The organism is Flavobacterium fluviale (assembly GCF_003312915.1).
Classification (GTDB): domain Bacteria; phylum Bacteroidota; class Bacteroidia; order Flavobacteriales; family Flavobacteriaceae; genus Flavobacterium; species Flavobacterium fluviale.
Window position 1 is genome coordinate 4236557 of the sequence record NZ_CP030261.1, and the last position, 15573, is coordinate 4252129.

The 15573-nt window shown below is 34.4% G+C and carries 10 protein-coding genes; 4 read left to right on the plus strand and 6 right to left on the minus strand.

The genetic code is table 11. The features are described from left to right. Positions 1-326: 326 nt before the first annotated feature. From HYN86_RS18300 to HYN86_RS18315, 4 genes are all read left to right on the plus strand, one after another. A complete protein-coding gene (locus HYN86_RS18300; protein WP_113679354.1) occupies positions 327-878 on the plus strand; it encodes a carbonic anhydrase in 552 nt (183 codons plus the stop codon). A gap of 16 nt (positions 879-894) precedes the next feature. Next, positions 895-7683 (plus strand): T9SS type B sorting domain-containing protein, encoded by a 6789-nt coding sequence (locus HYN86_RS18305; RefSeq protein ID WP_113679355.1) that lies wholly within the window; start codon positions 895-897, stop codon positions 7681-7683. Positions 7684-7824: 141 nt separating this feature from the next. Next, complete coding sequence (locus HYN86_RS18310) at positions 7825-8733, plus strand: PorP/SprF family type IX secretion system membrane protein (protein WP_113679356.1); 909 nt, start codon at positions 7825-7827, stop codon at positions 8731-8733. An 11-nt stretch (positions 8734-8744) separates the two neighbouring features. Continuing rightward, positions 8745-10688: an OmpA family protein gene (locus HYN86_RS18315; protein ID WP_113679357.1), complete on the plus strand. Its 1944-nt coding sequence runs from the start codon at positions 8745-8747 to the stop codon at positions 10686-10688. 121 nt (positions 10689-10809) lie between these two features. On the opposite strand, the gene HYN86_RS18320 is transcribed toward HYN86_RS18315, so the two are convergent. The 6 genes from HYN86_RS18320 to pyrR all read right to left on the minus strand — a co-directional run bounded on the left by HYN86_RS18320 (position 10810) and on the right by pyrR (position 15350). After that, positions 10810-11313 carry a CAP domain-containing protein gene (locus HYN86_RS18320; RefSeq protein WP_205334618.1) on the minus strand — a complete coding sequence of 168 codons (504 nt, stop codon included), beginning with the start codon at positions 11311-11313 and terminating at the stop codon, positions 10810-10812. A 173-nt stretch (positions 11314-11486) separates the two neighbouring features. Then, positions 11487-12131: a pyridoxamine 5'-phosphate oxidase gene (gene pdxH, locus HYN86_RS18325; protein ID WP_113679358.1), complete on the minus strand. Its 645-nt coding sequence runs from the start codon at positions 12129-12131 to the stop codon at positions 11487-11489. Between the two features lie 173 nt (positions 12132-12304). Continuing rightward, positions 12305-13210, minus strand: a complete 906-nt coding sequence (locus tag HYN86_RS18330) for a ribonuclease Z (RefSeq protein ID WP_113679359.1) — start codon at positions 13208-13210, stop codon at positions 12305-12307. A 105-nt stretch (positions 13211-13315) separates the two neighbouring features. After that, the gene (locus tag HYN86_RS18335; RefSeq protein ID WP_113679360.1) at positions 13316-13648 is read right to left on the minus strand and encodes a ribonuclease Z; all 333 of its coding nucleotides are present in this window, start codon (positions 13646-13648) and stop codon (positions 13316-13318) included. A 126-nt stretch (positions 13649-13774) separates the two neighbouring features. Next, entirely contained in the window at positions 13775-14701 is a 927-nt protein-coding gene (locus HYN86_RS18340) for an aspartate carbamoyltransferase catalytic subunit (RefSeq protein WP_029273654.1), read from the minus strand. A gap of 109 nt (positions 14702-14810) precedes the next feature. Next, the gene (gene pyrR / locus HYN86_RS18345; protein ID WP_057116460.1) at positions 14811-15350 is read right to left on the minus strand and encodes a bifunctional pyr operon transcriptional regulator/uracil phosphoribosyltransferase PyrR; all 540 of its coding nucleotides are present in this window, start codon (positions 15348-15350) and stop codon (positions 14811-14813) included. Positions 15351-15573: the final 223 nt, after the last annotated feature.

A 15573-nucleotide genomic window follows, 5' to 3' on the forward strand; every position in this document is an offset into this window, starting at 1 on the left:
AAATTTTTCATTTTATGTACTTAGTCTATGAAATAAGTATTTGATCGATATTATCAATATCTGTAAAATTTTAACTAAATATTTGATTATTAATATATTACAATATTTCAAAACAAGCTTTTTTAATGAAAAAAGCAGAAAAATCAATCGAAAAAAACTAAAGATTCATACTTAAAAAAGTGTTTTTTGACGCTGTTTTTTTTATAAAAAGAACACTTTAACGAGTTTTTAGGTTAGTTACAGACAAAAAAAATCAAAAATAAACCTAGCCTATAACTTTGATTCTGTTAAAATACTATTAATACTTCAAAACAAAATCCTAAGTTATGATAACTAAATCTAATCTTGCAAAAGCGGTAAAATTTGTCAATAATTGTAAGTTTATTTTTTCCTTCAAAAAGAACATTTTTCAAAAAAATATATTTTTTGTATTGTTTTTTTTAGTCACAAATTTTTTATCTGCTCAAACTCAAAATGTAGATTCATATTTAACAAGTTTAGAAAATTCGGGACAGAGTTCTACGCTTAATCATCTCAACCATTTGCTTTATGATTTACAATCTGCTGTATATGCAAACTCGGGTGAAATAAAAATTTATGACAGCCAGCCAACTGCTTTATTTACAGATATTAATTCAATCAATAGTCTTAACAATTCTGTTTCTTTAAAAACTGATATCGAAATAGCAACGATCAAAATTGAAAAATCTTCAGATTTTAATCAATCGATTGATCTGAATTCTTTCTCTGGTTTTGAAAAATTAAAATACATTTTCATCATTTCGGAAATTGAAACGAACCCTTCTGTTTTCAATAATCTGATTAAAAATAATACTTCAAAATATATTCTTCTTTACAAAATTTCTATAGGCCAATAATTTAAAAGCTATTACTATGAAAAAAATCTACTCTCCTTTTACTGCAGTTTTTTACATCTTATTGATGCTGGTTATTGGTATTAATACGGGAAACTCGCAAGTTATTAAACCGTTTAAAGAAAGAACTTCATCCTATTCTCCTGCTAAAACTATTTATAAAATTAAAGGGGATTTTACCATGATAGGAAATACTAATTTGACATTGCAGAATTATGATGTGAAAAGAACCAATGGAACAAATGCAATGGTTTATATAGATAAGGACAATGATTCTCAAACCTTTAATTCTTCTTCTGCAACTTTAGATTTATTAAATGACAGCGGTACAAAATTAACAAGCTGTTATAACATCGTTTATGCAGGTTTGTACTGGACAGGCAGAGTTTCAGACGCTGGCACGAGTCCCAATTCTTTTTCGGTTACAAAAAATGGTGTCACTAAAACTTTAGATAAGAGAAAAATTTTATTTAAAGGACCTGGTGACAGTTCTTATGATGAATTTACCGCAACGGATATTTACTTCCCAACTAATGCTGATAATAATATGTTTACGGCTTATGCTGAAGTGACGGATTATGTGAGAGCAAATGGCGTTGGAGAATATTTTGCTGGTAATATTGCCGCAACTGAGGGATCAAACGGCGGCTCTGTGGGAAAATATGCAGGATGGGGCTTGGTAGTTATCTACGAAAACTCTAATATGAAAAATAGGGACATTACTGTTTTTGACGGCCATGCTTATATACAAAATCAGACCAATTACACTTATGGGTTTGCTGTTTCCGGCTTTAACTCTGTTGCTTCTGGACCAGTGGGAATTAAACTGGGTATTATGGCAGGTGAAGGTGATGTAAATTATACTGAGGATTATTTTCAGATTCAAAAATTAGATTCCAACCAGTTTTTGAGTTTAAGCAGACCTGGCAATTCTCCCACTAATTTCTTTAATTCCTCTATCAATACGGGAGGAAATGCACGAAATCCAAATTTGGTCAATAATACGGGAATTGACATCAGCATGTTTAATCTTCCAAATGAGAATAAAGATATTATTGGAAACAATCAAACTTCTACTGGTTTTAGATATGGATCTGCTATTGATAGTTATGTGATTTTTTCAATCGTAATGGCGGTTGATGCTTATGTTCCAGAGATTGAAGGTGTTCTTACGGCTACTACAATTGTTGGAAATCCAGCAGGCTCAGGTCCGTACACTGTTTTGCCTGGTCAGGAAATGGGTTATAAAATAGAAATAAAAAATAAAGGTTCTGAAGCCATTAAGAATAGTAAGCTTGTTATTCCAATTCCCTACAATGCTTCATTTGTAGAAGGAAGTTTAGCTAAAACAGTGAATTTCAATCCCCCTCCAACTCCAAACGCGTTGACTTATGAGCCTACACTTGGGGCAAATGGCTCTATAGTCTGGGATCTTGGTACATTACCACTGCCTTCCGCACCTAATACGGTTTTAGCAGAATTAACATTCAAATTAAAATCTACGGAGAACTGCGCTTTGCTTAAAAATTCTAACTGCAGTAATATAATTCAAGTAAATGGTTTATTAAGCGGACAAGGTAAAAATTCGACTGTAACGGTTAGCGACAAACCTTTAATTTTAGGTTATACAACATCTGGAAACTGTATTGGAACATCAATCTCTGCACCGCTTGAAATGACTATTAATTCTACCAATTATACTAGTGTCAATTGCCAGACTACCTCGCCTACAATTGCTTTTACGTTCTGCAACAGTGCCTCGACAATTCCTATTACCGATGTAACAGGCTCATTTCCTCCGGGTTCAACATTTTACAATGCCTATCCAGTTGCGGCGGGAACAACTACAGAATATACTATTAACAATCCATTCCCTGCAACAGCCGGAACATCAACTTATTACGCGATTCCTCCCGGAGCTTCTAGTGGATGTTACTTTCAATTTACGATTAACATTGAAAGTATTAGCACAATGCCAACGGTAACAAATCCTGTAAATTATTGTGTTGGCGATGCAGCAGTTCCATTAACTGCAGCTCCAAGTAAACCGGAATATGCATTATACTATTACCAAACTGCGACCTCAACAGGACAGCAAACATTAACTCCTTCTACTGCTGTTTCAGGACAATTTACATATTATGTCGCTGAAGGAAAAACCAATGCTTGCATAGGTCCTAAAAAAGCAATTGTAGTCAATATCAATTCAAAACCAACCCTAACTATAACCAATCCTCTTCCTATTTGTGCGCCAGCAACGTGTGTAGATTTATCTGCTGCAAATATTACTGCTGGCAGCACATCAGGATTGACTTATACGTATTGGACTGACGCTGATGCAACAATTCCCTATACAAATTTTAACGCGGCTCTTCCTGGAACTTATTACATAAAAGGAGCAAATGCCTCTAACTGTTATGATATACAACCCGTTGTAGTTACCAAAAGTACTGTTTCCGTTACGGAGTTAACAGCTTCACATGTAGATGTAAAATGTTTTAACGAATCTACTGGATCAATTACTGTAAATAATGCTTCTGGAGGAGTGGCTCCATACACTTATTCATGGAAAAAGAATGGTTCTGTTTACGGAGGTAATTCCCAAACATTAGATAATTTAGGATTTGGAAATTATGAAGCTACAGCAACCGACGCTAATGGCTGTCAGGGAGCAGTAACAATCTTTATTGCACAGCCAAGCACAGCTTTAACTTTAGGAGTTTCTTCTAAAACAGATGTTTTATGTTTTGGAGAAAGTACTGGATCTGTAATCGCAGGAACAATTACAAATGCTGTGGGAACAGTAACGTATTCTTGGAAAAACAAGGCAGATATTGAAGTAGGAACAACTGCTTATCTATCTAATCTTCCAGCGGGAACTTACACTTTAACTGTAACAGATTCTTGTTCTTCTCAATCTAACTCAGTTACAATCGGACAACCAAGCGCTGCTTTAACTTTGGGAGTTTCTTCTAAAACAGATGTTTTATGTTTTGGAGAAAGTACTGGATCTGTAACCTCGGGAACAATTACAAATGCTGTGGGAACAGTAACGTATTCTTGGAAAAACAGTGCAGATATTGAAGTAGGAACAACTGCTTCTGTATCCAATCTTCCAGCGGGAAATTATACTTTAACGGTAACAGATTCTTGTTCTTCTCAATCTAATTCCGTTACAATCGATCAGCCAATTGCTGCTTTAACTTTAGGAGTTTCTTCTAAAACAGATGTTTTATGTTTTGGAGAAAGTACTGGATCTGTGACAGCAGGAACAATTACAAATGCTGTGGGCACAGTAACGTATTCTTGGAAAGACAGTGCAAATGTTGAAGTAGGAACAACAGCTTCTGTATCCAATCTTCCAGCGGGAAATTATACTTTAACGGTAACAGATTCTTGTTCTTCTCAATCTAATTCCGTTACAATCGATCAGCCAATTGCTGCTTTAACTTTAGGAGTTTCTTCTAAAACAGATGTTTTATGTTTTGGAGAAAGTACTGGATCTGTAACCGCAGGAACAATTAAAAATGCTGTGGGCACAGTAACGTATTCTTGGAAAGACAGTGCAAATGTTGAAGTAGGAACAATAGCTTCTGTATCCAATCTTCCAGCGGGAAACTATACTTTAACGGTAATAGATTCTTGTTCTTCTCAATCTAATTCCGTTACAATCGGACAACCTCAAAATTCATTAAGTGCAGTAAAAACACAAATAAATATTACTTGTGGTGGCGGAAATAACGGTTCTGCCACTGTTAACGTTTCTGGAGGAATTGAGGGATATACTTATACATGGAGTACAATTCCTGTGCAGACAAATGCAACTGCAATTGACCTTACTGCCGGAGACTACACTGTTAGTATTACAGATGTCAATGGATGCCAGCTTTCTGAATCATTTACTATTATAGACGGAGATTCTGTATTACCAGTTATCAATCCGTTACCGCAGGCTACTACTATAAATTGTCCAGCAACGCCTGTTTTTGAACAAGCAACCGCTTCTGATAATAATGGAACTATTTCTTCTCTTACCTTTATGGATACTATTACACCAGGAAATTGTGCTGGATCATATACAACTACAAGAACTTGGACAGCAAAAGACTCTTGTGGCAATATTTCACTTCCTGTAAGCCAAACCATAATTGTTCAGGATAATACAGCGCCAGTTTGGACAACGGCGTTAGGAACTTTAGATAAAACTATTGAATGCAGTAATACAGCAGCTTTAGCAGCGGCGCAAACTTTATTTCCAACCGCCTCTGATTCTTGTGATGCTGATGTAACAAACATTATAAAAGTAAGCGGTCCGTTTACAGCTTCTGCAGATTGTGGAAATGCCGGAACTTATACCAATACTTGGACTGTAAGAGATGATTGCGGTAATATTTCTGATACTTTCACACAAATAATTACCATTCAAGATACAACTTCACCAGTCTTTACTGGTAATCTTCCCGCAGACATGGAGGTGTCTTGTAATGCCGTTCCTGAACCAGCAGAAATGCAAGCTTCAGATAATTGTAATGGAAATTTACCAATAGTATTCTCAGAAGTAAAATCTAATATTCAAAATGGATGTGCTTCTAACTACACTTTAACGCGCACATGGAAAACCAGCGACTGCAGCGGAAACACAGCATCATATACTCAAATTATTACGGTAAAAGATACAACAGCTCCAAATGGAACAGCTCCTGCAAATGTAAATAACTTAGCAAGTATAGATTTGATTCCTGTTGGAAGTCCAGCAGATATTAAGGATGCAGTTGATAATTGCAGTTCTACTGTAAATATAAGTGTATCAGACACTACTACTGAATGCGATGGAAATATTTCAATCTTAACGAGAACCTATACTTTAACAGATTGCGCAGGAAATAGCACGCAGTTAGTTCAGACCTTCACCGTAAATTGTAAAGTTAAAAAAGTAATTATGGCAAATGATGACAATGCAGGTCCCATTGCCGGCGTAAATCATACCACCGTTAATGTTTTAAATGTATTTTCAAACGACACTCTTGAAGGTAATGCGATAAAATCAACTGATGTAATACTTACAACTGCAACACCTAATAATTATTTACAATTAAATCCTGATGGTTCCGTAGATGTATTACCCAATGCGCCAGTAGGAACATTGACTCTCGTGTATCAAATTTGCGAAACAGAACAGCCAGATAATTGTGATACTGCGACTGTTACAATTATAATTGAAGCGCCAAAAATGACTGTTACTGCAACACCTATATGTGTTAACGATGTCCCTTACATTGATTATGTAGTTACACCAATAAACTTTACGCCTGTGAGCGGTTTAACAATTGCTTGGGCAGACAGCAGTAATAATGTTATTACAACCATGACCAATTTACCATTAAATGGTCGTGTATTGTGGCCTGGAGCAGTTGTCGACGGATCTGGAAAAGGTATTGACTGGCCGGGATGGATTTTTGAAAACAATAGATGGATTCAAGGTGCTGATGGATTTGAAAAATTACGCCCTTCAGTTAATTTGACATTATCTTTAAATCCGAGTGAAACTATTACTATTAATTACCCGCCTGCTGATCCATATTGTACCGCAAGACCAACATTTTCAATTGTGGCTAGTGACGATAATCCAGCACCCATTACAGCGCCTGGAGCAGTTAAAAATATTATAAATGTGCTGAATAATGACACTTTAAACAATAATACTGCAACTCTTACAGATGTCACATTAACCCTTGTAACACCAGACCCAAAAGGAATTTTAACATTAAACTTGGACGGTTTTGTAGATGTTGCAGCTAATGCAGCTGCGGGAACTTATAGCTTAACCTATCAAATTTGCGAAAAAGCTGATTTCGGAAACTGTGATACAGCAATTGTAACAGTAACGGTTTTAAATCCTCCTACTGCTTCTCCTACTCCTGTTATTGCTAATGATGATAGTTATATTAATATAGGATGTAATACTTTCGGAGTTGTTGGTAATGTTTTAACCAATGATTTTAAAGGTACAAGTCCTGCAACGTTACAAGTAGTAAACTTTACACTTACTACAGATGATAATACTAAACCAAATCCAAATATTACAATTGACGGCTCCGGGAATGTCACTGTTTCCAGTTTAACACCAGCGGGAACTTACACTTACAGCTATAGAATTTGCGACAAATTGAGTTCTGAGAATTGCGATAGTGCATTAATAACTATTTCTGTGGTTCCAAATGGTATTACAGAAATTAAAGATACAGCATGTAACGACGATTCAACGTTAATTGACTTGACGACTTTACTTCCTGAAGGCAGTCCAATTACAGGAAATTGGATTGATAGAAATAATACCAACAGCCTTCAGGGAAGTGTATTTAATCCCTTTGGTTTAACTCTTGGCAATTATTCTTTTGAATATATAATAGCTGATGAAAAATGTCCAAGAAGCATCATTTTAAATATGGAAGTAAATGATGATTGTAGAGTACTAGCCTGCGGGAATATTATAGCTCACAATGCATTTTCTCCAAATGGCGACGGAATGAACGATATTTTTAAAATTGATAATATTGAAGATTTAACCTGTTATCCAGAAAATAGAGTTGAAATCTATAATCGCTGGGGAGTTTTAGTTTTTGAAACCGAAAACTATAATAACACAACCAATATGTTTGACGGGACATCTAGAGGCAGAACGACAGTAAAGCAGTCTGACGGATTACCAACGGGAACTTATTTCTATATCATTAATTACAAATCTTTGGATGGAAACAATAATGTTCAAGACAATAAATTGGATGGTTACTTATACCTATCTAAATAGAAAAATGCTTAAAAAATCACAAACAACTCAATTTCAACATATTAACAAAATAATTTAAAAAAAATTATTAATTTTGAATAAAATAACTAATTGATTTACAATGCCTTAAAATCAGTAGTCCTAACAAAACAAATATCTACTATGAGAACAAAATTATTTTTCTTCATTCTGTTAGTTACATATATGGGGCATGCGCAGCAAGATGCGCAGTTTACTCAATATATGTATAATACGATAAACATAAATCCTGCTTATGCTGGTTCTCGCGGTGTATTAAGCATATTTGCTTTACATCGAGATCAGTGGGTTGGATTAGATGGTGCTCCAAAAACCAATACAATTTCAATTAACACCCCCATCAACAATAGCAATATTGGACTTGGAGTATCTTTAGTTAATGATAAAATTGGTCCTACAAATGAAAATCAATTTTCTGTAGATCTCTCTTACACCATACCAACCTCGGAAACATGGAAACTTTCTTTCGGTATAAAGGGTACAGCAGATATTTTTAATCTAGACATAACGAAATTAAATCCTGAAAACCAAGGTGATCCACAATTTCAAAATCTAGATAATGATTTTTCTCCCAACATTGGCGCGGGTATTTACTGGCATTCTGACAAGGCTTACATCGGTTTATCTGTGCCAAATTTCATTCAAACCAATCGCTATGATGACAACGATGTGGCTATTTATAAAGACAAGATCAATTATTATTTAATGGGAGGATATATTTTCGATTTTTCTCAAGAAGTAAAATTTAAACCTGCAGTTTTAACTAAAATGGTTGAAGGCGCTCCCCTCCAGGTTGATGTATCAGCAAACTTTTTGTTCTTTGAAAAACTTACCCTCGGGGTTGCGTATAGATGGGACGCCGCAGTAAGTGCAATGGCAGGATTTCAAATTACTGATGGATTATATATTGGTTATGGATATGATAATGAAACGACCAATTTAAGAAACTACAATTCTGGTTCGCATGAAATTTTTCTGCGCTATGAATTCTTCAAAAACAATAGTAAAATGACAACCCCACGTTTCTTCTAAAAAAAAGTATCATGAAAAACTTTACATTACTTTTCCTTACTTTAATAAGTGTTTTTTCATTCAGCAGTTATGCACAGCAGTCAAAAATAAATTCGGGTGACAAAAAATACGATAGTTATGCCTACGTTGACGCCATTAAAACCTATGAAAAAGTCGCCAATAAAGGGTATAAATCTGAAGATATGTTTAAAAAATTAGGCAACTCGTATTATTTTAATTCAGATTTTGAAGGTGCAGCCAAATGGTATGGTGAATTATTTGCGATGAATACTGTTGTTGAACCGGAATATTATTATCGATATGCTCAATCTCTCAAATCTACTGGAGATATTGCTAAGGCAAATAAAATTTTTGATGAATTTAATACGAAATCAAAAAACGATAATAGAGTCAAGCTTTATAAAAATGATGTCAATTATCTGGACCAGATTAAAGCAAATTCTGGAAGATATAAAATTGAAGATGCTGGAATAAACAGCAAATATTCAGATTATGGAACTTTTGTTTACGATAATAAAATCTATTTTGCCTCGGCGCGAGATACTGGAAATTTTTCGCAGCGCAAACATAGATGGACAGGAGAATATTTTACCAATATTTATAACGCTGATCTTGATCCTGAGACTGGAAAAGCAGCAAAAGTTAATAAGTTTAAATCTGCTATCAATACAAAATTCCATGAAGCTTCTCCAGTATTTACTAAAGATGGAAAAACGGTCTACTTTACAAGAAATAATTTCATTGACGGAAAAAAAGGAAAAGATGATCATAAAATTACCCTAATCAAAATTTACAAAGCCACATTAGACGAAAAAAATAAATGGACTAACATTACCGAACTTCCTTTTAATAGTGATAATTACAGTGTAGGACATCCCGCTTTAAGTCCAGATGAAAAAACGTTATATTTTTCTTCTGATATGCCGGGTTCAATTGGACAATCAGACTTGTATAAAGTGAGCATTAATCCTAATGGCGGTTATGGAACTCCAGAAAACCTAGGAAATACAATCAATACAGAAGGAAAAGAAACTTATCCCTATGTAACAAATGAGAATGAAATCTATTTTTCATCAGACGGGCATCCAGGATTAGGAGGTTTAGATGTTTTTACTGCTAACATTGAAGAAAATGGAACAATCAGTAATGTGCAAAATGTTGGAGCAGATATTAATTCGCCGCAAGATGATTTCGCCTACATTATAGATCCAGTTTCTAGAAGAGGCTATTTCAGCTCTAATAAAGACGGCGGCCAAGGTTCTGATGATATTTATAAGTTCCTTGAAACTAACAGATTAAAATGTATTCAAGAACTCGAAGGTATAATAACTGATGCCGAAACAGGAATAATTCTTCCGGGAGCAACAATCACTTTATTTGACAATCAGATGGCCATCAAAAATTCAACTGTTTCTGACGGTTCTGGAAAATACTCTTTTCCTGTAGAATGCGGCAAAACTTATAATGTAAGGGCTGAAAAACCAGAATACACTACAAAAGAAGTAAGTGTGGCTATTGCTAAAACAACTGGCAAAACTACTTTACCTATTTCTTTAGAAAAATCAACCTGTAAAGTTACTGTCGGTGATGACCTCGGAAAATGCTTTGGTATTAAAATGATTTATTTTGATTTGAATAAATTTAATATAAGAACAGAAGCTGCTTTAGATTTGGAGAAAATTTTGGTTGTTTTAAACGATAATCCAACTATGAAGCTTGATATCCGCTCGCACACCGATAGTAGAGCAACGCATCAATATAATGAAGTTTTATCTGAGAGAAGAGCAAAATCAACTATTAAATGGCTAATTAAAAACGGCGTAGCTCCAAATAGATTAACCGGCAAAGGATATGGCGAAACACAGCTTGTTAATCAATGTGCAGACGGCGTAAAATGTACCGAACAAGAACACCAAGCCAATAGAAGAAGTGAATTTATTATAACCGCATTATAATAAAACTTATACGAACAAAAAAGCTGTCAAAAATTGACAGCTTTTTTGTTTAAAATTAAAAAGTCGTTGCAATTCAAAGAATTACAACGACCTCTAAAAAACCAACCTGTTCAATATTCGATTAAATTCTAACAAAAATGTTAGTGTAATATTTTTTACCTGTAGCTGCATCTGTAGTGACAGCTAATCCAAAGTGAGTAAAATCTCCTTCTATATTTTCTTTGTGCCCTGCGCTGTCCAGCCACGCTCTCAAAGCTGCTTCGGGAGTTTTATAGTTGTAGGCAACGTTCTCACCAACTTTTTTAGCTCCCAAAACATCTGTGAGATTTTTAGATCTTTCTGTAAAATCATTATGGTTCACGACATTGTTTTCGATCATATATTTATTATGTTCTTCACATTTATAAGAGATATGATTAATTATTTCCAAAGCATTTAAACCAATACTAACACGATATTCGTTTATTAACTTCATGGTTTGCAATTCTGTATCGTTGTATGTGTAACTGGTAACAAGCGTTTTTATCGGAGTATTATTCACGCTTCCTTCGGCAGTATCGGCAGAACATGAGTTCATTGCGATTAGAATCGCAATGAACAACATGATGCGCATAATCTTTTTCATAATCAACAGCATTTTAGCGGTTTAAAGTAAATGTTGGGGCAAATCCTTTAAATTTATTTTTGAATAATTATCGTCTGATTTCTTTACCAAACATATTCAATTTACCGTTAAACTACAAAAATAATCGACGAACTACACCTGATTTTTTATTTTATCTGTAAAAAACTTACAAATCAAGAAGAAAGTCGATCAATCTTCCATGAAAAATCAGATTGACTCGTATAGCGTATTCTGTCATGCAGTCGGTTCGCCCTTCCCTGCCAAAATTCAACTTGCAGAGGCGTAACTAAATAGCCGCCCCAATTATCTGGTCGTGGAATTGCTTTTCCTTCAAATTCTGATTCTAGTTTTTTCAAGTTTTCTTCCAAAAAAGTTCTGGACGGAATCACTTCACTTTGATTAGATACGATCGCTCCGAGTTTACTTCCTTCAGGACGTGAATCAAAATAATTATCGGAAATAATTTCAGAAGTCTTTTGTGCAATTCCTTTAATGATTACCTGACGTTCCATTTCCTGCCAGAAAAAAGACAAACAAACATTCGGATTCGCTTCTATCGCTTTTCCTTTTTCGGAATTATAATTGGTATAAAATATAAATCCTTCTTCAGAAAATTTCTTGAGCAAAACAACACGCGATTTTGGAAATCCGTCTAAACCAATTGTCGAAACGGTCATAGCATTCACTTCTCCGCTTCCGCCGAAATCTTCCACTTCATGAAACCATCTGTTAAAAAGATTAATAGGATCTTCTGGAATATTAGTTTCCAGTAATTCGCTTTTTTCGTAGGATCTTCTATAATTACTTAAATCATTCATAGTTTTTGATTTTAGTTTATTTTGTTTCAGGTTTCAGGTTTCAGGTTTCAAGTTTCAGGTTTGTCAGGCTGAGCGAAGTCAAAGTCATTTTTCCTAATGTGCTTTTATGTGAAATCCGTTGTTCGCGTTCCTAAACTTAGTATCTTAATACCCCAGTCCCTTAGAACCTTAGCCTAAAATTCAAAACTCACTCCATCATTACCCAAAAGTACATTTGGAAAAATGGTTTCAGCCTCTTCTTTAAAACGCTCAATTCCGTCATAACGTGTCGAATAATGACCTAAAACTAAATGTTTTACATTGGCTTTCAAAGCAATACTTGCCGCTTCTTTTGCTGTAGAATGTAATGTTTTTAAAGCTAAAGGCGCTTCAGATTCTAAAAATGTAGATTCATGGTATAAGACATCAGTATTCTCAATAATCGGAATTACATCTTCGTTATAAACTGTGTCTGAGCAGAAAGCGTAGCTTTTTGGCGGTTCAGGATCAAAGGTAAGTTTTTTATTTTCAATTACGGTTCCGTCATCTAGAGTAACATTACCGCCGTTTTTTATCTTTTGATAATAAGCGACATGAACGTTATAATGTTGAACAGCTTCAACATTCAGCTTTCGTTCTGCAGGTTTTTCTTGAAATAAAAATCCGTTGGTATAAACGCGGTGTTTCAGCGGAATTGTTTTTACAATGACTTTTTTATCTTCAAAAATAACTTCACTTTCTTTTGATTCCAATTCATGGAAAAAAAGACTGTAAGTTGTCCACGATTCTGTTAATTTTAGTTGCAGCAGAATAAGTTCTTTAATTCCTTTTGGCCCGTAAACATGCAGATCTGTTGTTCTTCCTAAAAGGGAAAAAGTCGAAATCGTACCGATCAACCCATAAAGATGATCTCCATGAAGATGCGAGATAAAAATGTGATTAATCTTAGAGAATTTAATCTTATTTTTTCGAAGCTGAACCTGAGTTCCTTCTCCGCAATCAATTAAAAACAAACGGTTTCTAATTTCTAAAACCTGAGAAGTCGGGTTAGTAAGCGTTCTGGGAGTTGCGGCATAACAGCCAAGTATAGTCAACTTCATTTTAGATTGTTGATTTTAGATTTTAGATTGATGAAATATTTTAGAATTGATAAAAGCATTTTAGATTCAGTAACAATCTAAAATCTAAAGTCTAAAATCTGAAATCTAAAATCCTAGGTCTCTTTCGATTTCTTCCATTTCAATAATATCATGTGCTTCCAAAAGAGAAGGAACCACAAGCAATTTATCTGAAATAGCATTAAAATCAAGATCTGAAGCAACAATTACGAAAGATTTTTTTGCTTTTTTGTGAGCTTTAGAAAGCGGTAAAAAAGCTTTTAAATCATTTTCTGACAGCTTAGAATCTGATGATAAATCGATTATAATATTATGTTTTTCAAAGGTTTTAAATTGCTGCGTTACTTTTTCCAAGAAAGCATTTACATCTCCTTGTGTATCTTTAATAGTAACGGTATGTCCTTTTTGATCTACTTTCATTTTATAATTTGTGGGGGCTTATATTTATTATGCTAATTTAGTAAGTTTTTTTTAGTTTCATGTTTCATGTTTCATGTTTTGTCGTTGTGGTAGACAAACATGAAACATGAAACATGAAACTAATAATTACTGAATCTTAGAAGCCAGCAAATAAATAACCGCCATTCTAATCGCAACACCATTCTCCACCTGATTTAAGATAACAGAATGATCAGAATCTGCAACTTCAGATGTAATCTCTACTCCTCTGTTGATTGGTCCTGGGTGCATGATTACGATTTCTTTTCCAAGAGAATCTAGGAGCGGCTTATCAACTCCGTACTGCTGTGCGTATTCGCGTGTCGATGGAAAGAAATTCACATCCATACGTTCATTTTGAACTCTAAGCATATTCGCAACATCGCACCATTCTAAGGCTTTTCTTAAATTTGGTTCAACTGTAACACCAAGAGATTCTATATATCGTGGAATCAGCGTTTTTGGTCCGCAAACTTTAACTTCTGCGCCTTGCATCTGCAAAGCATATATGTTGGATAAAGCAACTCTCGAATGCAGAATATCTCCAACTATCACTACTTTTTTCCCTGCAACATCGCCTAATTTTTCTCTAATAGAATAACTGTCTAATAAAGCCTGAGTTGGATGTTCGTGCGCACCGTCTCCCGCGTTTACGATACTCGCTTTGACATTTTTAGATAAAAAATAAGCCGCTCCGGGATTGGAGTGGCGCATTACAACCATATCAACTTTCATCGAAAGGATATTATTTACAGTATCAATTAAAGTTTCTCCTTTTTTAACCGACGACTGTGCTGCAGAAAAACTAATAACATCTGCAGAAAGACGTTTCTGCGCTAATTCAAAGGAAAGTTTGGTTCTGGTACTGTTTTCGAAGAAAATATTGGCAATGGTAATATCTCGTAATGAAGGAACTTTTTTAATCGGTCTATTAATGACTTCTTTAAAATGATCTGCCGTTTCAAAAATCAGGTTAATATCATTCTCGTTGATATATTTGATTCCTAATAAATGATTTACGCTTAATTCTTTCATTTTTATTGTTTATTTGTTTATTCGTTGAATTGTTTAATCGTTTTTTCTTTTTCAAATCGTTTAATCGGTCTTGCTGCCGATTAAACAATTAACCGGTTAACCGATTAAACTAATTCGTTACTAAGTGAACAACATCTTCACCATCATTTTCTTTCCAGCTCACTTTTACTTTTTCGCCATTAATAGCATCTACCTGACGGCCTCTATAATCGGGCTGAATTGGTAAATTACGGCTGAAACGTCTGTCTATTAAAACTAATAATTCGATTTCTGAAGGTCTTCCAAAAGATTGAATCGCTGTTAAAGCAGAACGAATGCTTCTTCCCGTAAACAATACATCATCAATAAAAATGACTTTTTTGTCTTCGACTATAAAATTGATTTGAGTTTTGTTGGCTTCAAGCGGTTTATCAGTACGACGGAAATCATCTCTAAAAAAAGTAATGTCCAGATATCCCAAAGAAATTTCAGGAACCTTGTATTCGTCTTCTAATATTTGTTTTAAACGTTCAGCTAAAAAAACACCTCTTGGCTGAATTCCCACTAAGATAGTATCGGAGAAATCAAGATGTTTTTCGATTAACTGACAAGCCAAACGATGGAGTATGATAGTAACTTCTTTTGAATTAAGTAATACTTTTTGGCTCATAAGTAATTGTAATGTTTGGTTTGCAAATATACGGAATCTGATTTTATTTGTTGGGGTGTTGAACCGAGAAAAAAATTATTAACAAAACTAAATTTTTTTGGAACTATTTTACTTATTTGTAGGTAATTTATAGTTTAAATTATACTTTAGCACAATAACCATTGAATTTAAAGCTCATTTAATTTGTTTGTTTTTTTTTAGAAAAAACAACTTATTTTGACTA